The following is a 25,558-nucleotide window of genomic DNA, read 5'->3' on the forward strand; positions in this document are numbered from 1 at the left end:
CCGGTACTAATGAACCGTGAGGCTTAACCTTACAACGCCGAAGATGTTTTGGCGGATTTGAGACGACAAAATTGCCGGGAGCAATTTTGGACAGTGCGGAGCACTGGCCCCGAAGGGGTGAGCATCAGGACGATGCGAACAATTTTCAGCCTGATTACAGATTACATCACTGCGCGAACGCGGGGTGATAAACAGAATTTGCCTGGCGGCACTAGCGCGGTGGTCCCACCTGACCCCATGCCGAACTCAGAAGTGAAACGCCGTAGCGCCGATGGTAGTGTGGGGTCTCCCCATGCGAGAGTAGGGAACTGCCAGGCATCAAACAAGCAGAAGGCCATCCTCACGGATGGCCTTTTTGCGTTGCAGCAGAGAAACGCCCGGTGGCGCTGCGCTTACCGGGCCTACAAATAATCCCCCCTGCAACACCCCCCCTTCTTTCCACGTGAAACTTTCTCACCTGGCACATGCAGGCTCGACATTTTGCTCATTCCTGGTTATTGTCAGCTATCTGGATGTCTAAACGTTTAAACGTATGCTGTGAGGTAATAAGGTTATGCCGATTCGGGTGCAGGACGAGCTGCCAGCCGTCAATTTCTTGCGAGATGAAAACGTCTTTGTGATGACGACATCACGTGCGACAGGTCAGGAGATACGCCCTCTGAAGGTGCTTATCCTTAACCTGATGCCCAAGAAAATCGAAACGGAAAACCAGTTCCTGCGATTGCTCTCTAACTCACCCCTGCAGGTGGATGTTCGCCTGCTGCGTATCGACGCGCGTGAATCACGCAATACGCCTGCTGAGCATCTGAACAACTTCTACTGTAACTTCGATGAGATCAGTGAAGAGAACTTTGATGGCCTGATCGTCACCGGCGCGCCGCTGGGGCTGGTTGAGTTTAACGACGTCGCCTACTGGCCGCAGATCAAGCAGGTGCTGGAGTGGGCTAAAGACCACGTCACCTCAACGCTGTTTGTCTGTTGGGCCGTACAGGCCGCACTTAATATCCTCTACGGCATCCCTAAGCAGACCCGCAAAGACAAACTCTCCGGCGTATATGAGCACAATATTACTCAGCAGCATGCGCTGTTAACCCGGGGCTTCGACGACTCATTCCTTGCGCCGCACTCGCGCTATGCCGACTTCCCCTCGGCGCTGATCCGTGACTATACCGATCTCGACATTCTTGCTGAAACGAGTGAAGGCGATGCCTATCTGTTTGCCAGCAAAGACAAACGCATCGCCTTTGTTACCGGTCACCCTGAATATGACGCCAATACCCTGGCAGGGGAGTATTTCCGCGACGTGGAGGCCGGTCTCGATCCGGTTGTTCCCTACAACTACTTCCCAAAAGACGATCCGCAGAATAAGCCGCGTGCCACCTGGCGCAGTCACGGCAACCTGCTGTTTACTAACTGGCTCAACTACTACGTCTACCAGATCACACCGTTCGATCTGCGTCATATGAATCCCACGCTGGATTAAGCGTTTCAGCTAGCTAAAAAGCACCTTCGGGTGCTTTTTTTATTTGTGAAAATCACTTCACAGCTGCAATTAACTTTAATTCCCTGTTTATCAGTACATTGCATGATTTTTAAATTGAAAATGGAAATTGTTTTTGATTTTGATTTTTTATTGAGTAGGCTTAACGGAGCTGAACGAAAACTGAACACGATCTTTTGTTCGCGATGGGGATGTATTCGGATCAACGACGAGGAGCCAGCTTATGGCACAACAGGCAACGACTACCGATAGACTGACCTTTACCCAGCCGTATGGTGAGCAGGAGCAACAGATTCTGACTCCGGAAGCTACCGTATTTCTCACCGATTTGGTGACCCGCTTTACACCAGCACGCAATAAGCTGCTTGCCGCCCGCATCCAGCAGCAACAGGCGATCGACAGCGGCACGCTGCCAGATTTCATTTCGGAAACGGCTTCCATACGGTCGGGCGACTGGAAAATCCGTGGTATTCCAGCCGATCTGCAGGATCGCCGGGTGGAGATCACCGGTCCGGTCGAGCGCAAGATGGTCATCAATGCCCTGAATGCCAACGTCAAAGTCTTCATGGCAGATTTTGAAGACTCGCTGGCCCCTAACTGGCAGAAAGTGATCGACGGGCAGATCAATCTGCGCGATGCGGTTAACGGCACTATCAGCTATACCAACGAAGCCGGAAAGATCTATCAGCTCAAGCCCGATCCGGCGGTACTGATCTGTCGGGTTCGCGGTCTGCACCTGCCGGAAAAGCACGTCACCTGGCGCAATGAGGCGATCACCGGCAGCCTGTTTGATTTTGCCCTCTACTTCTTCCACAACTACAAAAACCTGCTGGCCAAGGGCAGCGGCCCCTACTTCTACCTGCCCAAAACTCAGGCCTGGCAGGAGGCGGCCTGGTGGGGCGAGGTCTTTAGCTATACGGAAGATCGCTTCAACCTGCCGCGCGGTAGCATTAAGGCCACCCTGCTGATTGAAACGCTGCCTGCGGTCTTCCAGATGGACGAGATCCTCCATGCCCTGAAGGATCACATTGTGGGCCTCAACTGCGGCCGCTGGGACTACATTTTCAGTTATATCAAAACGTTAAAAAATTATCCCGATCGGGTGCTGCCCGACCGCCAGGCGGTCACCATGGATAAGCCTTTCCTCAACGCCTACTCCCGTCTGCTGATTAAGACCTGTCATCGGCGCGGTGCGTTTGCAATGGGCGGCATGGCGGCGTTTATTCCCAGTAAAGAGAGCGAGCGCAACAGCTGGGTGCTGAATAAGGTAAGGGCGGATAAAGAGCTGGAGGCGAAAAACGGCCATGACGGCACCTGGATTGCCCATCCTGGTCTGGGCGATACGGTGATGGCCATCTTTGATACCGCGCTGGGTGACAACAAAAACCAGCTTTTTGTTACCCGCGAGGAGGACGCGCCGATTACTGCCGATGAGCTGCTTGCGCCCTGCGATGGTGAACGCACGGAAGAGGGGATGCGCGCCAACATCCGTGTTGCGGTGCAGTACATCGAAGCGTGGATCTCCGGCAACGGCTGCGTGCCAATCTATGGCCTGATGGAGGATGCCGCAACGGCGGAGATCTCCCGCACCTCTATCTGGCAGTGGATCCATCACCAAAAGACGCTCAGCAACGGTATGCCGGTGACCAAAGCGCTGTTCCGCCAGATGCTCGGCGAGGAGATGCAGGTGATCCAGCAGGAGCTGGGTGAGCACCGGTTCAGCCACGGGCGCTTTGCCGACGCCGCCCGCCTGATGGAGCAGATCACCACCTCTGACGACCTGATCGACTTCCTGACCCTGCCGGGTTACCGCCTCTTAGCCTAATAAAAACAGTGGAGAACAGCCATGAAAACTCGTACCCAACAAACAGAAGCGTTACAGCAAGAGTGGCAAACCGCACGCTGGGAGGGCATTACCCGCCCGTATAGCGCGGAAGAGGTGGTAAAACTACGTGGCTCGGTGAATCCGGAGTGCACTCTGGCGCAGCTTGGCGCGGCGAAAATGTGGCGTCTGCTGCATGGTGAAGCGAAAAAGGGCTATATCAATAGCCTCGGTGCGCTGACCGGTGGACAGGCGTTGCAGCAGGCGAAGGCGGGGATTGAGGCCATTTATCTCTCTGGCTGGCAGGTGGCGGCGGATGCGAACCTCGCCTCCAGCATGTATCCGGATCAGTCCCTCTACCCGGCCAATTCAGTTCCGGCGGTGGTGGATCGGATCAACAACACCTTTCGCCGGGCGGATCAGATCCAGTGGTCAGCGGGGATCGATCCACAAGATCCGCGTTACGTGGACTACTTTCTGCCGATCGTGGCCGATGCCGAAGCAGGGTTTGGCGGCGTGCTGAACGCCTTCGAGCTGATGAAGTCGATGATTGCAGCGGGTGCGGCGGCGGTACACTTTGAGGATCAGCTGGCCTCAGTGAAAAAGTGTGGTCACATGGGCGGCAAGGTGCTGGTACCCACGCAGGAGGCTATCCAGAAGCTGGTCGCGGCCAGGCTGGCAGCAGACGTAATGGGCGTGCCGACGCTGCTGATCGCTCGTACCGATGCCGATGCGGCGGACCTGATCACTTCTGACTGCGATGAGTACGATCGCGAGTTTATTACCGGCGAGCGCACCAGCGAAGGGTTTTACCGCACCCGCGCCGGGATAGAGCAGGCCATCAGCCGCGGTCTGGCCTACGCTCCCTATGCCGATCTGGTCTGGTGTGAAACCTCGACGCCGGATCTGGAGCAAGCCCGGCGCTTTGCCGACGCTATCCATGCCAAATTCCCCGGCAAGCTGCTGGCCTACAACTGCTCGCCGTCGTTCAACTGGCAGAAGAACCTGGACGACGACACCATCGCCAGCTTCCAGCAGCAGCTCGCGGAGATGGGCTACAAGTATCAGTTCATCACCCTGGCGGGTATTCATAGCATGTGGTTCAACATGTTCGACCTCGCTCGCGCCTATGCGCAGGGAGAGGGTATGAAACACTACGTCGAGAAGGTTCAGCAGCCGGAGTTTGCTGCGGCGAAAGCGGGCTATACCTTTGTCTCCCATCAGCAGGAGGTAGGAACCGGCTATTTCGATAAGGTCACGACGATTATACAGGGCGGCGCATCATCGGTGACCGCGCTGACCGGATCGACGGAAGAGCAGCAGTTCTGATAACGGAAACGCCCGGTAGCGCTGCGCTTACCGGGCCTACGCACGGATCCGATGAGGGGAACGTATGGCGCGTGGCCGAGAGCTGTTAATTGCCCAAACTATCCTGCAGGGGTTTGATGCCCAGTACGGACGCTTTCTGGAAATTACCGCCGGGGCGCAGCAGCGCTTTGAGCAGGCGGACTGGCACGCCGTCCAGCGGGCGATGAAAAGCCGCATCCACCTCTACGATCACCACGTTGGGCTGGTGGTTGAGCAGCTGCGCTGTATAACCGAGGGCCGACGCCTCGACGCGGACTATTTGCTACGGGTAAAGGCGCACTATACTCAGCTGCTGCCGGACTATCCGCGCTTTGAAATTGCCGAAAGCTTTTTCAATTCGGTCTACTGCCGACTATTCGATCACCGGGCTTTGACCCCTGAGCGGCTGTTTATTTTCAGCTCCCAGCCCGAGCGCCGCTTTCGTACCATTCCGCGTCCGTTGGCAAAAGACTTTTATCCCTCCGGCGGCTGGGAAGCGCTGCTGACTAAGCTGCTTGCCGACCTTCCTCTGCGCCTGCCGTGGCAGGATCGCGCTCGCGACGTGGGTTATATCCTGACGCAGCTGGCGGAGAGCTTTGGCGACGCGGCGCTGGCGCATGCGCATTTGCAGGTGGCAAACGAGCTTTTTTACCGCAATAAAGCCGCCTGGCTGGTGGGCAAGCTTATCCTGTCCGACGGCACGGTCCCCTTTTTACTGCCGATCCACCGCAGCGAGGAGGGCGAGCTTTTTGTCGATGCCTGCCTGACCACCCACGACGAGGCTAGCATCGTCTTCGGCTTCGCCCGCTCCTACTTTATGGTCTATGCCCCGCTGCCCGCCGCAACGGTGGAGTGGCTGCGGGAGATCCTGCCGGGTAAAACCACCGCTGAGCTCTATATGGCGATTGGTTGCCAGAAGCATGGCAAAACCGAGAGCTATCGAGAGTATCTGCACTACATCGCCAGCAGCGACGAGCAGTTTATTGAAGCGCTGGGCATTCGCGGCATGGTGATGCTGGTCTTTACGCTGCCGGGCTTTGACCGGGTCTTCAAGGTGATCAAGGATCGCTTTGCCCCGCAGAAGGAGATGAGCGCCGCCCACGTACGCGCCTGTTACCAGCTGGTAAAAGAGCACGATCGCGTCGGGCGAATGGCCGATACCCAGGAGTTTGAAAACTTTGTGCTAGAGAAGCGGCAGATTGCGCCTGCGCTGATGACCCTGTTAATGACGGAGGCGGCAGGGAAAATTACCGATCTGGGCGACAAAATTTCTATTAGCCACCTCTATATTGAGCGGCGCATGGTACCGCTCAATATCTGGCTGGAGCAGGTCGACGGCCAGCCGCTGCGGGACGCCATCGAAGAGTATGGCAACGCCATCCGCCAGCTGGCCGCCGCCAATATTTTCCCCGGCGATATGCTGTTTAAAAACTTTGGCGTGACGCGCCACGGGCGGGTGGTGTTCTACGACTACGATGAGATCTGCTACATGACCGAGGTAAACTTCCGCGACGTTCCTGCGCCGCGCTACGCGGAGGATGAGCTAAGCGCCGAGCCGTGGTACAGCGTGTCGCCGGGGGATGTCTTTCCGGAGGAGTTCCGCCACTGGCTCTGCGCCGACCCCCGAATCGGACCGCTCTTTGAGGAGATGCACGCGGATCTGTTCCGCGCCAGCTACTGGCGCTCGCTGCAAACGCGCATCAAAGAGGGCCACGTGGAGGATGTCTACGCCTACCGCCGGCGGCAGCGTTTCAGCGTGCGGTTTAACGGCTCCCGCCATAGGCCAGCGTCACCTCTTTCGCCGCCTTGATCGCTAACGCCCCCAGCTCGGTAACGCGATCGTCAGTAATACGTGAAATTGGCCCGGAGATAGAGATGGCCGCAAAAGGCTGGCGATGCTCATCGTAGATACAGGCCGCCACGCAGCGCAGGCCCAGGGCGTGCTCCTCATCGTCAAAGGAGTAGCCGCGCTTGCGGGTCAGAGCCAGATCCTCTTTCAGGTGCAGGGGCGAGACCAGCGTAGCGTGGGTATAGGTATGCAGCCCCTGACGATGCAGTAGCCCGGTAACCTGATCCTCCTCCAGCTGCGCCAGGAAGGCTTTTCCTGCCCCGGAGGCGTGCATCGGCAGCTTGCCGCCGATAGGGGCAGACATACGCATGAGCTGGGTACACTGCACCTGGTCAATAATGATCGCCTGGTGATCGTTCTGGTCGAGCACCGCCAGGTTCACCGTCTCGCCAGAGTCCTCCATCAGCCTGCGCAGGATGGGGTGCACAATGGCCAGCAGGTTGCGGCTCTGCAGGAAGCTGGCACCAATAACAAACGCATGCGCGCCTATCGCCCAGTGACCCAGCTCGCCAACCTGACGGACAAAGCCCTGCTGCTGCATGGTTGTCAGCAGACGGTGGGTGGTAGAGTTAGGCAGGCCAGCCTGCTGGGCAAGTTCGGTCAGCGCCACGCTGCCAGAAGACTCGGCAATCCACTCCAGCAGTTTCAGACCACGGGTCAGGGACTGCACCTGTCCGGTTGCGGGCGGGGTGGCCGCAGCGGCGGTAGTACGGGGTTTTTTACCGCGTTTTGCGGGTACGGAAGCCACCATGGCCGACTCCTTTTCTGTATCGTGGAAATCATTTTCGTTTTATCTGATTATAATGCAACCTGTGCCCAGACTGATCGGATGAGTTCAGGTGAACATCTCTCATGTTTGGTGCTGCTCTCTTTTCCACCTGCTGGCTTTATGCCAGTATGTCCTGCTGGCCTTTCTGGCCTGGTTGAGCGTTGTCGGGAGCACGTGTGAGCAGCAAAGTTGATCAACTGCATCAGCAGTTAAAAGAGCGTATTCTGGTTCTGGATGGGGGCATGGGCACCATGATCCAGGGCTATCGTCTGAGTGAGCAGGATTTTCGCGGCGAGCGCTTCGCCGACTGGCCCTGCGATCTTAAAGGAAACAACGACCTGCTGGTGCTCAGCAAGCCGGAGGTGATCTCTGCGATCCACGACGCCTATTTTGCGGCGGGGGCAGATATCGTTGAGACTAATACCTTTAACTCGACGACGATTGCGATGGCGGACTACCAGATGGAGTCCCTGTCAGCTGAGATCAACCTTGCGGCGGCGAAGCTAGCCCGCGCCTGTGCCGATGAGTGGACCGCCCGCACGCCGGATAAGCCACGCTACGTGGCCGGGGTGCTTGGCCCAACCAACCGCACCGCCTCGATCTCGCCGGACGTTAACGATCCGGCCTACCGCAACGTCACCTTTGACCAGCTGGTCGCGGCGTACCGGGAGTCTACCCGGGCACTGGTGGAGGGCGGCAGCGACCTGATCCTTATCGAAACTATCTTCGATACGCTCAATGCGAAAGCAGCCATTTTTGCGGTGAAAGCGGAGTTCGAGGCGCTGGGCGTTGAGCTGCCGATCATGATCTCCGGCACCATCACCGATGCCTCCGGACGCACGCTCTCCGGCCAGACTACCGAAGCATTTTATAACTCACTTCGCCATGCTGATGCGCTTACCTTCGGGCTGAACTGTGCCCTGGGACCGGATGAGCTGCGCCAGTACGTGCAGGAGCTGTCGCGCATCGCCGAGTGCTACGTCACTGCCCACCCGAACGCCGGGCTGCCCAACGCCTTTGGCGAGTACGATCTCGACGCCGGGCCGATGGCCGCGCAGATCCGCGAGTGGGCCGAAGCGGGCTTCCTGAACATTGTGGGCGGCTGCTGCGGCACAACCCCAGAGCATATCGCCGCCATGAGCCGCGCCGTGGAAGGGCTGCCGCCGCGTCAGCTTCCGGAGCTGCCGGTAGCCTGCCGTCTGGCGGGGCTGGAGCCGTTGAACATCGGCGACGATAGCCTGTTTGTGAACGTTGGCGAGCGTACCAACGTGACCGGCTCCGCGAAATTTAAGCGCCTGATTAAAGAGGAGAAGTACAGCGAGGCGCTGGACGTGGCGCGCCAGCAGGTAGAGAACGGCGCGCAGATTATCGATATCAACATGGATGAGGGGATGCTTGACGCCGAGGCGGCGATGGTCAAGTTCCTCAACCTGATTGCCGGCGAGCCGGATATCGCCCGGGTGCCGATCATGATCGACTCCTCCAAGTGGGACGTTATCGAGAAAGGACTGAAGTGCATCCAGGGCAAAGGCATCGTTAACTCCATTTCGATGAAGGAGGGCGTGGAAGCCTTTGTTCACCACGCGAAGCTGGTGCGCCGTTACGGGGCCGCGATGGTGGTGATGGCCTTTGATGAAGTGGGTCAGGCCGACACGCGGGAGCGTAAGATTGAGATCTGCCGCCGGGCCTACAACATCCTTACTCAAGATGTCGGCTTCCCGCCGGAAGATATCATCTTCGACCCCAACATCTTTGCCGTAGCGACGGGTATCGAAGAGCATAACAACTACGCCCAGGACTTTATCGGCGCGTGTGAAGACATCAAACGTGAGCTGCCGCACGCCCTGATCTCCGGCGGTGTCTCTAACGTGTCGTTCTCCTTCCGTGGTAACGATCCGGTGCGTGAGGCGATCCACGCCGTCTTTCTCTACTATGCCATCCGCAACGGCATGGATATGGGGATCGTCAACGCCGGACAGCTGGCCATCTATGACGATCTGCCCGCCGAGCTACGCGATGCGGTAGAGGATGTGATCCTTAACCGTCGGGATGACAGTACCGAGCGCCTGTTGGATCTGGCCGAGAAATACAAAGGCAGCAAGAGCGACGATAGCGCGAACGCCCAGCAGGCGGAGTGGCGTGCCTGGGACGTCAAAAAGCGTCTCGAGTACTCGCTGGTTAAAGGCATCACCGAGTTTATTGAAGAAGATACCGAAGAGGCGCGCCAGCAGGCCGAGCGCCCTATTCAGGTAATTGAAGGGCCGCTAATGGACGGCATGAACGTGGTGGGCGATCTCTTTGGCGAGGGGAAAATGTTCCTGCCGCAGGTGGTGAAATCCGCTCGCGTGATGAAGCAGGCGGTGGCCTACCTCGAACCCTTTATCGAGGCCAGTAAAGAGAAAGGCTCCAGCAACGGTAAGATGGTGATCGCCACCGTGAAGGGCGACGTGCATGACATCGGTAAAAACATCGTTGGCGTGGTATTGCAGTGTAATAACTACGAGATTGTCGATCTGGGCGTGATGGTGCCGACGGATAAAATCCTGAAAACCGCTCGGGAAGTGAATGCTGACCTGATTGGCCTCTCGGGGCTGATCACGCCTTCGCTGGATGAGATGGTCAACGTGGCGAAGGAGATGGAGCGTCAGGGCTTTACCATTCCGCTGCTGATTGGCGGGGCGACGACCTCTAAAGCGCATACGGCGGTGAAGATCGAGCAGAACTACAGCGGCCCAACGGTGTACGTGCAGAACGCCTCTCGCACGGTAGGCGTAGTATCCGCGCTGCTGTCGGCGACCCAGCGGGATGATTTCGTGGCCCGCACTCGCAAAGAGTATGAGACCGTGCGTATCCAGCACGGGCGCAAAAAACCGCGTACGCCGCCGGTAACGTTGCAGGCAGCGCGGGAGAACGATCTGGCCTTCGACTGGGAGAGCTACACCCCGCCGGTGGCCCATCGCCTAGGGGTGCAGGAGGTGACCGCCAGCATTGAGACGCTGCGCAACTACATCGACTGGACACCGTTCTTTATGACCTGGTCGCTGGCGGGCAAATACCCGCGCATTCTGGAAGATGAGATTGTTGGCGAAGAGGCGAAGCGCCTGTTTAAAGATGCGAACGAGATGCTCGACCAGCTCAGCGCGGAAAAACGTCTTAATCCGCGCGGCGTGGTGGGGCTGTTCCCGGCAAATCGCGTCGGCGATGACGTGGAGATCTACCGCGACCCTTCCCGCACCCAGGTACTGACGGTTTCACGTCATCTTCGGCAGCAGACCGAAAAGGTGGGCTTTGCCAACTACTGCCTGGCCGATTTCGTCGCGCCGAAGCTGAGCGGCAAAGAAGACTACATCGGCGCGTTTGCCGTCACCGGCGGGCTGGAGGAGGATGCGCTGGCCGAGGCGTATGACGCTCAGCACGATGACTATAACAAGATCATGGTGAAGGCGATTGCCGACCGACTAGCGGAAGCCTTTGCTGAGTACCTACACGAGCGTGTGCGCAAGGTCTACTGGGGCTATGCGCCGAACGAGAACCTCAGCAACGAGGAGCTGATCCGCGAAAACTACCAGGGGATCCGTCCTGCGCCAGGCTATCCGGCCTGCCCGGAACATACCGAGAAGGGCACCATCTGGGAGCTCCTGGACGTTGAGAAACACACCGGCATGAAGTTGACCGAATCCTTCGCCATGTGGCCCGGCGCCTCGGTCTCCGGCTGGTACTTCAGCCACCCGGACAGCAAGTACTTTGCCGTGGCGCAGATCCAGCGTGACCAGGTTGAAGATTACGCCCAGCGGAAAGGGATGAGCGTGGGTGAGGTTGAGCGCTGGTTAGCGCCGAATCTCGGTTACGACGCTGACTAGTACTAAAATTTAGATACAAAAAAAGCGCTTTCGCGCTTTTTTTGTGGTCAAACATCCTACTTGATTCAGACACCTGACCGTTCTTTACGTGTATGTTATGCCGAATGATTCTCAACAGGGAAGCATACACGTGTTCGTTACTAACAACTCTATCTATGCGAGTCAGAAATTGCAAGCGCAGACGCTTAGGGAGCTGGCTGAGTTTATATCTGAACCGAGAATAAAGTCGTACAGCGTACTGACTTCTAACGGTTCGATGGCGGCGAATCTCGGGGCTTATCTTTGGAATAAACAGGCTAGCGCCGCTCTTTACCCCTTAATGCAGTGTCTGGAAATTACGCTTAGAAATGCTATCCATAATGCCGCCAGCAATCATTTTGCAACCCCTGACTGGTTTGATCAGGTTACAAAAAATGCAGGTGATGACATGTTTATTTCTGATATGAAGAAGCATTCCAATAAGCGAGAAAAATTTTATAGAAATGGTTTATCAACAGGACAACGTAAAGGAAAAATAATCTGGACTTCCCACCATGAGAATATGCTAGCAAATGCAAAATTGAAACTACAAAACTGCGGAAAGCGACCGACGGCAGATGCAGTGGTAGCCGAGCTAACGTTTGGTTTTTGGTCGGGAATTTTTGAGCGAAACTATAATAACATAAACTCATCCTCCCGACTTTGGCCTCATCTTGAGCGCGTTGTTTTCCCAAACCTTAAGCCTGTGGAAAGAAAAGCATCAACGGTTTTGCAACAGCTAAAAAGTATCAAAGCGCTCCGGAATCGAATGGCGCATTATGAACCGATATGGAAACACGCCAGCGTTAATGATGGCATATCAGCATTGATCTACCTTAATAGTTGCATCGATCAAATAATGATTCTTATTCGTGGAATTAGCCATGAAAGAGCTAACCTGCTTAAGGCTTCAGGGGTTGAGTGCACTGCTAAAGACCTGTGCCAAAAAGAGAGGCTTGAATCTTATATATCGGCCTACTGAATAATTTTGCTTAATAATTCGCTGAATGTTAGGGGGATCACCCTTCCTTACAATAAAACGATCGTGTAATAGGTACCCTGTCTCTTTCTTACATTTAAAGACTTATACTGGAACAGTGTAGCGCTCTCTTTTTCTAACTAAGATAGCGTTAGATAGACATAACCGAGGGAAACTGGATAACGATAAGGAGGATTTACATCCGTGTTAACGTTGCTACACCTGCTTTCCGCCGTTGCGCTGCTGGTCTGGGGCACGCACATCGTACGTACTGGCGTAATGCGCGTTTTTGGCGCGCGTTTGCGTACCGTGCTGGGCCGCAGCGTGGAGAAAAAACCGCTGGCCTTCTGCGCGGGCATTGGCGTCACCGCACTGGTGCAGAGCAGCAATGCCACCACCATGTTGGTCACCTCCTTTGTGGCCCAGGATCTGGTGGCCCTGACCCCGGCGCTGGTGATTGTACTCGGGGCAGACGTCGGTACCGCGCTGATGGCGCGGGTGCTTACCTTCGATCTCTCCTGGCTCTCACCGCTGCTGATTTTTATTGGCGTCATCTTCTTCCTCGGGCGCAAGCAGTCCCGCGTTGGGCAGCTCGGGCGAGTCAGCATCGGCCTTGGGCTGATCCTGCTGGCGCTGGAGCTTATCGTGCAGGCCGTAACGCCGATAACTCAGGCCAGCGGCGTCAAAGTGATCTTCGCCTCGCTGACCGGCGATATTATGCTGGATGCTCTGATTGGCGCGGTCTTTGCCATCATCAGCTACTCAAGCCTTGCAGCGGTGCTGCTGACCGCAACGCTGACCGCGGCGGGGATCATCTCGTTTCCGGTGGCGCTGTGCCTGGTGATTGGGGCTAACCTTGGCTCGGGTCTGCTGGCGGTGCTGAATAACAGCGCCAGTAGCGCCGCTGCACGCCGTGTTGCAATGGGCAGCCTGCTGTTTAAGCTGGTGGGCAGCCTGCTGATCCTACCCTTTGTGCATCCGCTGGCAGCGGTGCTGGACAGGCTGCCGCTACCGGATGCGGAGCTGGTCATCTACTTCCACGTCTTCTACAACCTGATCCGTTGCCTGATGATGGTGCCGTTTGCCGGGCCGATGGCCCGCCTGTGCGAGCGGCTGATCCGCGACGAGCCTGAGCTGGATATACGCCTGAAGCCGAAGCATCTTGATACCTCGGCGCTGGATACGCCCACGCTAGCGCTGGCTAACGCCGCCCGCGAGTCGCTGCGCATGGGTGATGCCATGGAGCAGATGCTCGACGGTCTGAAGAAGATTGTGCACGGCGAGCCGCGCGAGGAGAAAGAGCTACGTAAAATCGCCGATGATATCAACGTGCTCTATACCGCCATCAAGCTCTATCTGGCGCGGATGCCGAAGGATGAGCTGGCGGATGAAGAGTCGCGCCGCTGGGCAGAGATTATCGAGATGTCGCTCAACCTTGAGCAGGCGTCAGATATCGTTGAGCGGATGGGCAGCGAGATCGCCGATAAGTCGCTGGCGGCCCGGCGCGCCTTCTCCTTCGAGGGTCTCAACGAACTGGATAGCCTGCTGGAGCAGCTGCGCAGTAATCTCCAGCTGGCGATGTCGGTCTTCTTCTCCAGCGACGTGGCGGGCGCCCGCCGCCTGCGCCGCCGCAAGCACCGTTTCCGTATTCTCAACCGCCGTTACGCCCACGCTCATGTGGATCGCCTGCATCAGCAGAACGTGCAGAGCATCGAAACCAGCTCGCTGCATCTGGGCCTGCTGGGCGATATGAAGCGCCTCAACTCACTCTTCTGTGCGGTGGCCTACAGCGTGCTGGAGCAGCCGGACGAAGATGAGGAGCGCGGAGAGTAATGATAGTGGAAGCCGCCTCGTAGATTTTGCTTTAAGCCCTGAATAATGCAGGGCTTTTTGTTTATCTTTCCTTTCACACGATGCTTTTTATATCCAAATGGGTATAATCAAGGAGAGGGAATGATAAAACCATTGTATTGGGTTGGCCAGTCGAAGAAGGATCTACTGGCGCAACCAGAAAATGTGCAGGATATTTTTGGCTATGCGCTTTGGCTTGCTCAACAAGGTAAGCGCCATAATCAAGCGAAGCCGTTAAAGGGATTTGGTGGAGCCGGTGTGCTTGAAGTTGTTGAGGACTATCAAGGAAACACATGGCGAGCCGTCTACACCATCATGCTTAAAGATGCTGTTTATGTACTGCATGTTTTTCAGAAAAAATCAGTATCGGGTAAAGCAATGCCGAAGCCAGATGCTGCACTCATTTACCAGCGGCTCAAGGCTGCTCAGAATCATGCGCAAGGATCCTGATATGCAAAATGAAATCGAAGCGGGTAGTGGGAATGTCTATACCGATTTAGGTTACGCTAACGCCGAAGAGATGCAGCTTAAGGCGCAGCTGGCAATGGCGATTCATGGCATTCTACAAGAGCGTGGTCTGACCCAGCAGCAGGCAGGCCGTATTTTAGGTATGACACAGCCTAAACTTTCAAACTTATTGCGTGGTCAATTTCGTGGGATCAGCGAGGCGAAGATGCTCGATTGCCTGACGCGGCTGGGGAGAGATGTCAATATTGTCGTTGGTAAGGCGCAAACCATACCAGGCACGATGAAAGTTGTATTCGGGTAAGGTGTAAATAGCGCCGGATGGCGCTGCGCTTATCCGGCCTACGTTGAGTACCTATTTCCCTCTGGCACACAAAACGGCACCCAGGGTATATTTCGCCTTTACAGGAGAAACTATGCTGACACCACAATCCACCCGACTAAACAAATACATCAGCGAAAGCGGGATCTGCTCGCGTCGCGAAGCCGATCGCTACATTGAGCAGGGCAACGTCTTTATCAACGGCAAACGTGCCGGGATAGGAGATCAGGTTGTCGCTGGCGACGTGGTCAAGGTCAACGGCCAGCTTATCGAGCCTCGGGAAGAGGACGATCTGGTGTTTATCGCGCTGAACAAGCCGGTGGGGATTGTCAGCACCACGGAAGATAGTGAGAGAGACAATATCGTCGATTTCGTTAACCACAGCAGCCGTATTTTCCCCATTGGCCGCCTGGATAAAGATTCGCAGGGGCTGATCTTTCTTACCAACCACGGCGATCTGGTAAACAAAATTCTGCGGGCCGGCAACGATCACGAGAAAGAGTATGTGGTCACGGTGAATAAACCGATCACGGACGAATTTATCCGCGGCATGGGCGCAGGCGTGCCGATTCTGGGAACGGTAACCAAGAAGTGTAAAGTCAAAAAAGAGGCACCCTTTGCCTTCCGCATTACGCTGGTGCAGGGCTTAAACCGCCAGATCCGCCGGATGTGTGAGCACTTTGGCTTTGAAGTGACCAAGCTGGAACGTACGCGCATTATGAACGTCAGCCTGAGCGGTATCCCGATAGGGGAGTGGCGCGATCTCACTGGCGATGAGCTGATTGAGCTGTTCAAGCTGATCGAGAACTCATCGTCAGAGGCGAAGCCGAAAGCGAAAGCCAAACCAAAATCGCCTGCGGTTAAAAGACCGGTAGTGAAGGCACCGCAGAGCGAAGAGAAAGGACGCGGCAAGCCGGCAGGGAAACGCTTTGCCCAGCCGGGGCGTAAAAAGAAAGGGCGCTAATCAGCGCCTTCCCCGGGTTGAGGTGTTGGCTGACCATGAGAAGGTCGTTTCTGCATCGGGTTTATAAGCCTGCTCTTTTTTTAACTTGCGGGCTTTTTTCGCCTCGGCCTCACGCAGCGCCATCAGCTTGTCGATGTACTCTTTTTTAACCTGATTGGTTTCGGCATTGGTCAGGGTACGTCCATGGGCGATACGGGCGCGATCCAGCAGGGTTTTCAGCTCGCGCTGCTCGCTCTCCGTCATCTCTTTTTGAGTCAGTCTGGGTGTAGCCATCGCTGAAGCCTCCTGTAGAAGAGGCTTCAGTGTAAAGCATGCCTGACCCGGCGCGAAGCGAATTAACTCTCTTTCACCGCCTCTCTTCTTTTCTGCTTATCGAGCGGTTTGCCCGACCAGTAACCCGCCAACAGCGAGCCGGAGAGGTTGTGCCAGACCGAGAAGAGCGCGCCAGGCAGAGCCGCCAGCGGTGAGAAGTAGATCTTACCCAGCGCGGCGGCGAGGCCTGAGTTCTGCATTCCCACCTCAATCGCCAGCGTCCGGCAGGTAGATTCGTCAAAGCCAAACAGCTTCCCGCCCCAGTAGCCGCTCAGCAGGCCAATCGTGTTGTGGAGGATCACCGCGACGATCACCATGAAGCCGACGGAGGCGATGTGCGATGCCGAGCCCGCCACTACCGCGCTAATGATTGCCAGAATGCAGACCATTGAAAAGGCGGGCAGATACGGCTCTACCGCCTTCACCAGACGCGGGAAGAGGTGGTGAACAATCAGCCCCAGGCCAATAGGGATCACCACGATTTGCAGAATGCTGAGCAGCATCCCCATCACATCCACCTGAATGTGGGCGTCCACGTAGAGGCGCGTCAGCAGCGGCGTTGCTATCACGCCCACCAGCGTGGAGACCGACGAGATGGTTACCGATAGCGCGACGTCCCCCTTCGCCAGATAGATCATGACGTTCGAGGCCGTGCCGCTGGCAACGCTGCCCACCAGCACCATCCCGGCGGAGAGATCCGGCGGCATCTTAAAGAGCATCGCCAGCAGCCAGGCGGCGAAAGGCATCACCAGGTAGTGGAGAAAAGTACCCGCCGCGACGGGAGCCGGACGTGACAGAACACGTTTGAAATCATCAAGCTTCAGGTGCACGCCCATGCCGAACATGATCAGCATCAGCAGCGTGGTTACCCACGGTCCGATTGGGGTAAAGGTGGCAGGGGTATAATACGCGAGAACGGAGAGCAGCAGCGCCCACAGGGGGAACAGCCGCGTGATGGCGGTTAACATGTGTATTCCTTGCAGTATTATCGTGTTGTTGTGTCGTTTAGTTATAAAAAAGCCGGGTTCAAGCCCGGCTATAGGTATTTTTTATCGTGTGCTGCAATTTTATTCAAACAAATTATGATGTAGCTTCTGCACAACCTGCTCGGCTTCTGCGCCCGGCACCAGGAAGCAGAGGTTATGGCTTGATGCGCCATAGCAGATCATGCGGATGTTAAACGGATCGAGCACGCCAAACACCTCTTTGCCCACGCCGCAGGCTTTTGACAAATCGTTACCAATCAGCGCCACAAGGGCGAGGTTCTCTTCAACTTCCACACGACAGAGAGAGGAGAGCTCGGTCAGCAGCCCCTGGGTGAGCAGCGTGTCGCCCGTGGAGGTGGAGCCGGTGGTGTCCAGCGTCAGGGCCACGCTCACTTCCGAGGTGGTGATAAGGTCGACGGAGATATTGTGGCGCGCCAGCATACCAAATACTTCGGCCAGGAAGCCGCGGGAGTGGAGCATATTCAGGCTGTGCAGCGTCACCAGAGTTTGCTTGCGACGCAGCGCCAGAGCGCGGAACAGCGGCGGGTTGTCGGTCTTATTACAAACCAGCGTGCCGCCCGCTTTAGGATCTTTGCTGGAGCCAACAAAGACCGGGATATCGCTGCGCACCGCAGGCAGCAGGGTGGCCGGATGCAGCACTTTCGCACCGAAGGTCGCCATCTCGGCAGCCTCTTCGAAGGCGATCTCGTCGATACGCTTCGCCGCCGGCACGACGCGCGGATCGGTGGTGTAGATGCCGGGAACGTCGGTCCAGATATCGACTCGGGAGGCGTGCAGCGCTTCACCCAGCAGGGCAGCGGTGTAGTCGCTGCCGCCACGGCCGAGAGTGGTGGTGCGTCCCTTCGGCTCGCTGCCGATAAAGCCTTGCGTCACCACTAAACCTTCGCCCAGGCGCGGGGCCAGCTGCTGGGTTGCCAGCTCGGCCAGCGCGGCAATGTCCGGCTCGGCGCGGCCAAAGCGATCGCTGGTGCGCATCACTTTACGCACGTCAAACCACTGGGCCTGTACGCTACGCTCGCGCAACACCTCAACAAACAGCAGGGTCGACATCAGCTCGCCGTGGCTCACCAGCTCATCCGTCAGCGCGGTAGAGGTGGCAAGAGAAGCGGCTTCCGCCAGGGTGGTAATATTTTCCAGCAGGCGTTCGATCTCCTCGCGGATGACGGCAGGGCGCGTCAGGCGCTCAAGGATATTGAACTGAATTTTGCGAATGGCGTCGAGCTTCACGAAGCGCTCGCTGGCCTCCAGCCCTTCGGCGAGCGCCACCAGTAGGTTGGTCACCCCCGCAGAGGCGGATAGCACCACCAGGCGAACGCTGGCGTCGGAGAGCACCACGTCGGCGCTGCGGTTCATGGCGTCGAAATCGGCGACGCTGGTCCCGCCAAATTTGGCAACAACAAGCTTAGCAACACCAAGCGGGGAAACTGCTTTGATCATAACAACCTCGTATCAGGTGCAAGTGTTCAGCCCTGGGACAAGGAGAGAGCGAAAAACGGGGTAGGCGCAGAGCAATGAACTACTACGATTACACCCAGAAGCGCTCCACCTTGCGAGACGCACGACTGCGAACGTCTCTGGTGACAGCCCAGGGGATTCAGCCCCTGTAGCCGATGGCAAGCGCGACCAGACGCTCTACCACCTCGGCGTTGTTCCCCCTCCTGTGCTCTCTGCGGACTGGCTCCTCAAGCACACTAACCTGGACGACGCGCCTCTTCTGGCTATTCCCATTGGGAATACATACTTTGATGAACATAAGTAATTCTTTATAAATAAAGGTTTCTGGGGTGTGCTGTCAACGCTGCGGTTATGCGGATTTTTCATGTTCAGGGTTATCCCAGGAAAATAACTTATAAACGCTATACTTTGCCCTGTTCCGTTCTCATTAGCGCATGGCGACCCCGTTCGGGCAAAAGCATAAAAACCGTCACAATTTTTGCCCGCAGGCGCTACAATCGACCGCAGTTAGGATCCTAAATCAGAAGAGTATTGCTATGAAAAATATCAACCCAACGCAGACTTCTGCCTGGCAGGCACTACAGAAACACTTCGATGAAATGAAAGAGGTCACTATCGCCGAGCTGTTCGCCAGCGATAGCGATCGCTTCAGCAAATTCTCCGCGACCTTCAACGATCAGATGCTGGTGGACTTCTCCAAAAACCGCATCAACGAAGAGACGCTGGCAAAGCTGCTGGACTTAGCGAAAGAGACCGAGCTGGCCGACGCGATCAAATCCATGTTCTCCGGCGAGAAGATCAACCGCACCGAAGATCGTGCGGTGCTGCACGTGGCGCTGCGTAACCGCAGCAACACGCCGATTATCGTCGACGGCAAAGACGTGATGCCGGAAGTGAACGCCGTGCTGGAGAAGATGAAATCCTTCTCTGAGGCCATCATCTCCGGTCAGTGGAAGGGCTATACCGGCAAACCGATCACCGACGTAGTGAACATCGGCATCGGTGGCTCCGACCTCGGTCCCTTCATGGTGACCGAGGCGCTGCGCCCGTATAAAAATCACCTGAATATGCACTTTGTCTCTAACGTCGACGGCACGCATATCGCTGAAGTGCTGAAGAAGGTTAATCCTGAATCTACTCTCTTCCTGGTGGCGTCCAAAACCTTCACTACCCAGGAGACCATGACCAACGCCCACAGCGCGCGCGACTGGTTCCTGAAAACGGCCGGTGACCAGCAGCACGTGGCGAAACACTTTGCCGCGCTCTCCACCAACGCGAAAGCGGTGGGCGAGTTTGGTATCGATACCGCCAACATGTTTGAGTTCTGGGACTGGGTTGGCGGCCGCTACTCCCTGTGGTCGGCGATTGGCCTGTCGATCATTCTCTCCGTGGGCTACGACAACTTTGTTGAGCTGCTCTCTGGCGCGCATGCCATGGATCAGCACTTCGCCACTACCCCAGCAGAGAAGAACCTGCCGGTGCTGCTGGCGCTGATCGGTATCTGGTACAACAACTTCTTCGGTGCGGAGACGGAAGCGATTCTGCCTTACGACCAGTATATGCACCGCTTCGCGGCCTACTTCCAGCAGGGCAATATGGAGTCCAACGGCAAATACGTTGACCGTAACGGTAACGCCGTAGACTACCAGACCGGCCCAATCATCTGGGGTGAGCCAGGCACCAACGGCCAGCACGCTTTCTACCAGCTGATCCATCAGGGAACCAAGATGGTACCGTGCGACTTTATCGCGCCGGCCATCACCCATAACGCACTGTCGGATCATCACCAGAAGCTGCTCTCCAACTTCTTCGCCCAGACCGAAGCGCTGGCGTTCGGTAAATCCCGCGATGTGGTTGAGCAGGAGTACCGTGACCAGGGTAAAGATCCAGCCACGCTGGAGCACGTTGTGCCGTTCAAGGTGTTTGAAGGCAACCGCCCGACGAACTCCATCCTGCTGCGTGAGATCACCCCGTTCAGCCTCGGGTCGTTGATTGCGCTCTATGAGCACAAAATCTTTACCCAAGGCGCAATCCTCAACATCTTCACCTTCGACCAGTGGGGCGTGGAGCTGGGTAAACAGCTGGCTAACCGTATTCTGCCGGAACTGGGTGATGAAAGTGATATCAGCAGCCACGATAGCTCAACCAATGGCTTAATTAACCGCTATAAATCCTGGCGTTAATATTACTTAAGTCATAATAAATAAAAGTGCCGGCATTACGCCGGCATTTTTTATGGGCTTGAGTTTATTCCGAAAATCGTCAATTCTCGATTATGTGGCTATTAAAATTTTAGGAGTAAACGGATATTGTAGTTTCTGATTTGTATTTTAAGTGTTTGATTTTTAATGTCATATAATAATTTTATGCTCAAATATTCATCTATTTCCATTTATCCTAAAACCCGCCTTCTAATTCCCTGTAATGCCAATCACGCGAATCGGTTGTGTATACTCGACTGCGCCTGACTCCGTTCAGGTAAATATCCATTCATTCAATGAAGGGAAATTGATATGCATAAAGTCCTGTATGGCATTTTTGCCATCACCGCGCTTGCCGCGACCTCTGCTTATGCCGCTCCGGTAGAAGTAGGTGACGCAGCAGGGTCGGCGGCAACGTCGGTCTCGGCGGGAAGCTCTTCCGCGACCAGCGTTAGCACCGTCAGCTCAGCGGTAGGCGTCGCCCTGGCGGCGACCGGTGGCGGCGATGGTTCTAATACCGGAACCACCACCACCACAACGACCAGCACTCAGTAATCACCAGTGCTTTAACTCTAACCACACTTCGGTGTGGTTATTTTGCCCTCTGGAGAATTGTCGTGAAGCGACCGGGAATTATTCTGCTTTGTCTGCTGCTGCAGGCGTGCTCCGGCACGACTAAAGGGTTGGGCGGTGCGCTGTGGGACAGTATGTTTGGCACCCCCGGCGTGCATCTCACCGATGAAGATATTCAGGATATGCCCTACGCCAGCCAGTATATGCAGCTGAACGGCGGTCCTCAGCTCTTTGTGGTGCTCGCCTTCTCCGAAAACGGCCAGCAGAAGTGGGCGACCCAGGACCAGTCTATTCTGGTGACCCAGCATGGCCGCTTCGTCAAAACCCAGCTTCCCGGCGATAACCTGCTTGAGGTGAACAACCTGGCGGCGGATCCGCTGATCAAACCGAATCGCATCACCGACGGCGCAGGCTGGACGCGAACCCTGGGCTGGACCGAGCATGGCCAGGTGCGCTACGCCACCGCCCGCTCGCAGTTCCGCTGGGCCGGGCAGGATACGGTAGCGGTGGGCAGCGACGTTACTATCGTGCGCGTGCTGGAAGAGCACGTTGAGACCGAGCAAAAAACCTGGACTAACCGTTTCTGGATAGACAGCGACGGGCAGATCCGGCGCTCGCTACAGTACCTTGGCGCGGACTGGTTCCCGGTAGAGACCACGCTCATCAAGGCGGCAAAACAATGAAGCTAACCGTAATCGCCTCGCTGCTGTTAAGCCTTGCCCCTGCATTCGCTTTCGCAGCGGGCACCGTTAAGGTCTACACCCCAGAAAGCGCAGAGCCTAAGACGCTGACCGATGCCGCGCACCTCATCGATTTAGTGGGTCAGCCCCGGCTGGCCAGCAGCTGGTGGCCGGGCGCGGTCATCAGCGAGCAGCACTCTACCCAGCGCGAAGAGCAGCGGCACCGGGCGCTGCTGGCACGTCTGACCGCCCTTGCGGCGGATGAGGATGCAGAGGATGCCGCCGCAATTAACGCCCTCCGTCAGCAGCTTCAGAGTATTAAGGTTACGGGACGCCAGCGGGTGCCCCTCGATCCGGATCGGGTCCGGGTTCAGCCCGGCGCGAACCTGCCGCTAGAGGGCGAGTATACCCTGTGGGTCGGCGCGCAGCCCTCTACGGTTACCGTATTGGGACTGGTGAGTCGCCCCGGCAAAAAGCCGTTCACGCCGGGACGCGACGTGGCGGGATATTTAGAGGAGATGGGCCTGCTGAGCGGGGCCGATCGCAATACGGCCTGGGTAATCTATCCCGATGGCCGCACTCAGAGCGTGCCGGTGGCCTACTGGAACAAACGCCATGTGGAACCCATGCCGGGCAGTACGATTTTTGTTGGCTTTGCTGAAAGCGTCTGGACGAAAAGCCGGGACGGCATAAATGCCGATATTCTCACCTCCCTGACGCATCGGATACCGGATTAATGAAGAAAATTTCTCTGTATAGCTTGCTGGCGCTCAGCGTCAGCGCCGCCTGCCATGCGGAAACGTATCCGGCGCCATCGGGTCCTACCCAGACCGACTTCGGCGGCGTGGGGCTGCTGCAAACGCCCACCGCCCGTATGGCGCGTGAGGGTGAGATCAGCCTTAACTATCGCGATAACGATCAGTACCGCTACTACTCCGGTTCGATTCAGCTCTTTCCGTGGCTGGAGACGACCCTGCGCTACACCGACGTGCGCACCCGGCAGTACAGCAGCGTGGACGCCTTCTCTGGCGATCAGACCTACAAAGACAAAGCGTTCGATCTCAAGCTGCGCCTGTGGGAAGAGGGGTATTGGCTGCCGCAGGTGGCGGTGGGCGCGCGGGATATCGGCGGGACAGGGCTGTTCGATGCCGAGTACCTCGTGGCCAGCAAGGCCTGGGGGCCGTTTGATTTTTCCCTCGGGCTGGGCTGGGGCTACCTCGGCACGGCGGGCAATATCAAAAACCCGCTCTGCTCCTACGATGAGAAATATTGCTACCGCGATAACAGCTATAACCAGGCTGGCTCCATTGACAGTAGCCAGATGTTTCACGGCCCGGCATCGCTGTTTGGCGGCGTAGAGTACCAGACGCCGTGGCAGCCGCTGCGCCTGAAGCTGGAGTATGAGGGTAACAACTATCAGCAGGATTTTGCTGGCCGTCTGCCGCAGCGCAGCAAGTTTAACGTTGGGGCAACCTACCGCGTGGCGGACTGGGCCGACGTTAACCTGAGCTACGAGCGCGGCAACACGGTGATGTTTGGCTTTACCCTGCATGCCAACTTCAATGACCTGCGCCCCTCTTACAACGATAATGCTCGCCCGCAGTATGAGCCGCAGCCGCAGGATGCCATCATGCAGCACTCGGTGGTCGCCAATCAGCTTACGCAGCTGAAGTACAACGCCGGGCTGGCGGATCCGAAGATCCAGGTGAAAGGCGATACGCTCTACGTTACCGGCGAGCAGGTGAAGTACCGTAATACCGAGGAGGGCATTGAGCGGGCCAATCGAATTATCGCTAACGATCTGCCGGACGGCGTAAAAACCATCCGCGTGACCGAGAACCGCCTCAACCTGCCGCAGGTGACCACCGAAACCGACGTGGTGAGCCTGCAACGCCATCTGGCGGGGGAGCCGCTGGGGCATGAGACGACCCTGGTGCAGAAACGCGTTGAGCCAGAGGTGCCGGAGAGTACCGAGCAGGGCTGGTATATGGAGAAATCCCGCTTCGATTTCCATATCGATCCGGTGCTGAACCAGTCCGTAGGCGGCCCGGAGAGCTTCTATATGTACCAGCTTGGGGTGATGGCGACCGCCGATCTCTGGCTGACCGACCATCTGCTGACTACCGGCAGCCTGTTTGGCAACATTGCCAACAACTACGACAAATTTAACTACACCGATCCGCCGGACGACTCCCATCTGCCTCGCGTGCGTACCCACGTGCGCGACTACGTAGCGAATGACTACTACGTTAACAACCTCCAGGCCAACTATTTCCAGTATCTTGGCAACGGCTTCTATGGCCAGGTATACGGCGGCTATCTGGAGACGATGTACGGTGGGGCAGGGGCTGAGGTGCTCTGGCGACCGGTGGACAGCAACTGGGCGTTTGGTATAGATGCCAACTACGTCAAGCAGCGCGACTGGCGCAGCGCGAAGGAGATGATGAAGTTCACCGACTACAGCGCGAAGACCGGCCATCTGACCGCCTACTGGACGCCTTCCTTTGCTCAGGACGTGCTGATTAAAGCCAGCGTCGGGCAGTATCTGGCCGGGGATAAAGGCGGTACGCTGGAGGTATCGAAACACTTCGACAGCGGCGTCGTCGTGGGCACCTATGCCACGCTGACCAACGTGTCACCGGACGAGTACGGGGAGGGGGATTTCACCAAGGGGGTCTACGTATCGATTCCGCTGGATCTCTTTGCCTCTGGCCCAACCCGCAGCCGGGCGGCTATCGGCTGGACGCCGCTTACCCGCGACGGCGGTCAGCAGCTTGGACGTAAGTTCCAGCTGTATGACATGACCAGCGATCGGAGCGTCAACTTCCGCTAACGCTGAGCCGGGCGGCGCAACGCTGCCCGGCCATACCATAAGTAAAGAATCTAGATCTGGATCACACTTCTACGCTATACATAGAGCTCGCCACTGAGAGTGAGGTGCCGTATGACATCGCTTATTCGTCCACGCGTTGAGTTCATCTCCACCATCCTGCAAACCGTGCTGAATCTTGGGCTGCTGAGCCTTGGCCTGATCCTGGTTGTCTTTCTCGGTAAAGAGACGGTGCACCTTGCGGACGTGCTCTTTGCGCCCGAGCAGACCAGCAAATATGAGCTGGTTGAGGGGCTGGTCGTTTACTTTCTCTACTTCGAATTTATCGCCCTGATTGTTAAGTATTTTCAATCTGGTTTTCACTTCCCGCTGCGCTACTTTGTTTATATCGGGATCACCGCCATCGTGCGGCTGATCATTGTCGACCACAAGTCGCCGATGGACGTCCTGATCTACTCCGGCGCGATCCTGCTGCTGGTGATCACCCTCTGGCTCTGCAACTCGAAACGGCTGAAGCGGGAGTAAAAATGCCGGGCGCGGTGCGGTTTGTAGGCCCGGTAAGCGAAGCGCCACCGGGCGTGACTGTGCTGATGCAGAAAAGCCGGGCGGCATTGCGTTTGCCCGGCCTACGGCGGGTATGGTGCGGTTTGTAGGCCCGGTAAGCGGAGCACCACCGGGCGTGACGATGCTGATGCAGCAACGCCGGGCGGCACTGCGGTATGAACCGGAAACATGGGTAACACTTCAGACCGG

At 56.7% G+C, this 25,558-nt stretch carries 20 protein-coding genes, 1 rRNA gene and 1 riboswitch; of the genes, 17 read left to right on the top strand and 4 right to left on the bottom strand.

The features are described 5' to 3' along the window. The first annotated feature begins 201 nt into the window (after positions 1-201). The 5 genes from rrf (at position 202) to aceK (ending at position 6,480) form a co-directional block, all read left to right on the top strand. Positions 202-317 (top strand): 5S ribosomal RNA (gene rrf, locus RTP97_RS17570). A gap of 236 nt (positions 318-553) precedes the next feature. Further along, on the top strand, positions 554-1,483 hold the full coding sequence (gene metA, locus RTP97_RS17575; protein WP_312214207.1) for a homoserine O-succinyltransferase: 930 nt from the start codon (positions 554-556) through the stop codon (positions 1,481-1,483). Between the two features lie 241 nt (positions 1,484-1,724). Then, positions 1,725-3,326: a malate synthase A gene (gene aceB / locus RTP97_RS17580; RefSeq protein ID WP_312415963.1), complete on the top strand. Its 1,602-nt coding sequence runs from the start codon at positions 1,725-1,727 to the stop codon at positions 3,324-3,326. A 21-nt stretch (positions 3,327-3,347) separates the two neighbouring features. Next, complete coding sequence (gene aceA / locus RTP97_RS17585) at positions 3,348-4,652, top strand: isocitrate lyase (RefSeq protein ID WP_312415966.1); 1,305 nt, start codon at positions 3,348-3,350, stop codon at positions 4,650-4,652. Positions 4,653-4,716: 64 nt separating this feature from the next. Next, positions 4,717-6,480, top strand: a complete 1,764-nt coding sequence (gene aceK / locus RTP97_RS17590) for a bifunctional isocitrate dehydrogenase kinase/phosphatase (RefSeq protein WP_312415969.1) — start codon at positions 4,717-4,719, stop codon at positions 6,478-6,480. Here aceK and iclR read toward each other — a convergent pair. After that, positions 6,434-7,270 carry a glyoxylate bypass operon transcriptional repressor IclR gene (gene iclR, locus RTP97_RS17595; RefSeq protein ID WP_312415971.1) on the bottom strand — a complete coding sequence of 279 codons (837 nt, stop codon included), beginning with the start codon at positions 7,268-7,270 and terminating at the stop codon, positions 6,434-6,436. The genes aceK and iclR overlap by 47 nt on opposite strands. Before the next feature lie 194 nt (positions 7,271-7,464). Between iclR and metH the strand changes: the two genes are divergently transcribed. From metH to rluF, 6 genes are all read left to right on the top strand, one after another. Then, the gene (gene metH, locus RTP97_RS17600; protein WP_312415973.1) at positions 7,465-11,148 is read left to right on the top strand and encodes a methionine synthase; all 3,684 of its coding nucleotides are present in this window, start codon (positions 7,465-7,467) and stop codon (positions 11,146-11,148) included. Positions 11,149-11,278: 130 nt separating this feature from the next. Next, positions 11,279-12,148 (top strand): Abi family protein, encoded by an 870-nt coding sequence (locus tag RTP97_RS17605; RefSeq protein WP_312415975.1) that lies wholly within the window; start codon positions 11,279-11,281, stop codon positions 12,146-12,148. 201 nt (positions 12,149-12,349) lie between these two features. After that, positions 12,350-13,978, top strand: coding sequence for a Na/Pi cotransporter family protein (locus tag RTP97_RS17610; RefSeq protein ID WP_312415977.1), 1,629 nt, complete (start codon positions 12,350-12,352; stop codon positions 13,976-13,978). A gap of 120 nt (positions 13,979-14,098) precedes the next feature. Continuing rightward, on the top strand, positions 14,099-14,446 hold the full coding sequence (locus RTP97_RS17615) for a type II toxin-antitoxin system RelE/ParE family toxin (RefSeq protein WP_312415981.1): 348 nt from the start codon (positions 14,099-14,101) through the stop codon (positions 14,444-14,446). A 1-nt stretch (position 14,447) separates the two neighbouring features. Beyond that, positions 14,448-14,765, top strand: coding sequence for a helix-turn-helix transcriptional regulator (locus tag RTP97_RS17620; protein WP_312415983.1), 318 nt, complete (start codon positions 14,448-14,450; stop codon positions 14,763-14,765). Positions 14,766-14,877: 112 nt separating this feature from the next. Beyond that, the gene (gene rluF / locus RTP97_RS17625) at positions 14,878-15,747 is read left to right on the top strand and encodes a 23S rRNA pseudouridine(2604) synthase RluF (protein WP_312415986.1); all 870 of its coding nucleotides are present in this window, start codon (positions 14,878-14,880) and stop codon (positions 15,745-15,747) included. Here rluF and RTP97_RS17630 read toward each other — a convergent pair whose 3' ends face one another. The 3 genes from RTP97_RS17630 to lysC all read right to left on the bottom strand — a co-directional run bounded on the left by RTP97_RS17630 (position 15,748) and on the right by lysC (position 18,503). Then, positions 15,748-16,020, bottom strand: a complete 273-nt coding sequence (locus RTP97_RS17630) for a DUF3811 domain-containing protein (RefSeq protein ID WP_312415989.1) — start codon at positions 16,018-16,020, stop codon at positions 15,748-15,750. 62 nt (positions 16,021-16,082) lie between these two features. Beyond that, positions 16,083-17,027, bottom strand: a complete 945-nt coding sequence (gene panS, locus RTP97_RS17635; protein ID WP_312214189.1) for a ketopantoate/pantoate/pantothenate transporter PanS — start codon at positions 17,025-17,027, stop codon at positions 16,083-16,085. A gap of 99 nt (positions 17,028-17,126) precedes the next feature. Then, positions 17,127-18,503, bottom strand: a complete 1,377-nt coding sequence (gene lysC, locus RTP97_RS17640; RefSeq protein WP_312415992.1) for a lysine-sensitive aspartokinase 3 — start codon at positions 18,501-18,503, stop codon at positions 17,127-17,129. 90 nt (positions 18,504-18,593) lie between these two features. Further along, a riboswitch (Lysine riboswitch) is annotated at positions 18,594-18,788 on the bottom strand. A 269-nt stretch (positions 18,789-19,057) separates the two neighbouring features. On the opposite strand from lysC, the gene pgi reads away from it, so the two are divergent. The 6 genes from pgi (at position 19,058) to psiE (ending at position 25,330) form a co-directional block, all read left to right on the top strand. Beyond that, positions 19,058-20,704 (top strand): glucose-6-phosphate isomerase, encoded by a 1,647-nt coding sequence (gene pgi / locus RTP97_RS17645; RefSeq protein ID WP_312415993.1) that lies wholly within the window; start codon positions 19,058-19,060, stop codon positions 20,702-20,704. Positions 20,705-21,034: 330 nt separating this feature from the next. Continuing rightward, positions 21,035-21,277: an exopolysaccharide production protein YjbE gene (yjbE, locus tag RTP97_RS17650; protein ID WP_103818758.1), complete on the top strand. Its 243-nt coding sequence runs from the start codon at positions 21,035-21,037 to the stop codon at positions 21,275-21,277. A gap of 62 nt (positions 21,278-21,339) precedes the next feature. Then, positions 21,340-21,978: a YjbF family lipoprotein gene (locus RTP97_RS17655; protein ID WP_312415995.1), complete on the top strand. Its 639-nt coding sequence runs from the start codon at positions 21,340-21,342 to the stop codon at positions 21,976-21,978. After that, positions 21,975-22,712, top strand: coding sequence for a capsule biosynthesis GfcC D2 domain-containing protein (locus tag RTP97_RS17660; protein ID WP_312415996.1), 738 nt, complete (start codon positions 21,975-21,977; stop codon positions 22,710-22,712). Before RTP97_RS17655 ends, RTP97_RS17660 begins: the two co-directional genes overlap by 4 nt. Further along, positions 22,712-24,808 (top strand): YjbH domain-containing protein, encoded by a 2,097-nt coding sequence (locus RTP97_RS17665; RefSeq protein WP_312415997.1) that lies wholly within the window; start codon positions 22,712-22,714, stop codon positions 24,806-24,808. The genes RTP97_RS17660 and RTP97_RS17665 overlap by 1 nt, the downstream gene beginning before the upstream one ends. A gap of 111 nt (positions 24,809-24,919) precedes the next feature. Then, entirely contained in the window at positions 24,920-25,330 is a 411-nt protein-coding gene (psiE, locus tag RTP97_RS17670) for a phosphate-starvation-inducible protein PsiE (RefSeq protein WP_042388915.1), read from the top strand. The last annotated feature ends 228 nt before the right edge of the window (positions 25,331-25,558 follow it).

The sequence above is a fragment of the Pseudescherichia sp. genome (assembly GCF_031998825.1).
GTDB lineage: Bacteria > Pseudomonadota > Gammaproteobacteria > Enterobacterales > Enterobacteriaceae > Pseudescherichia.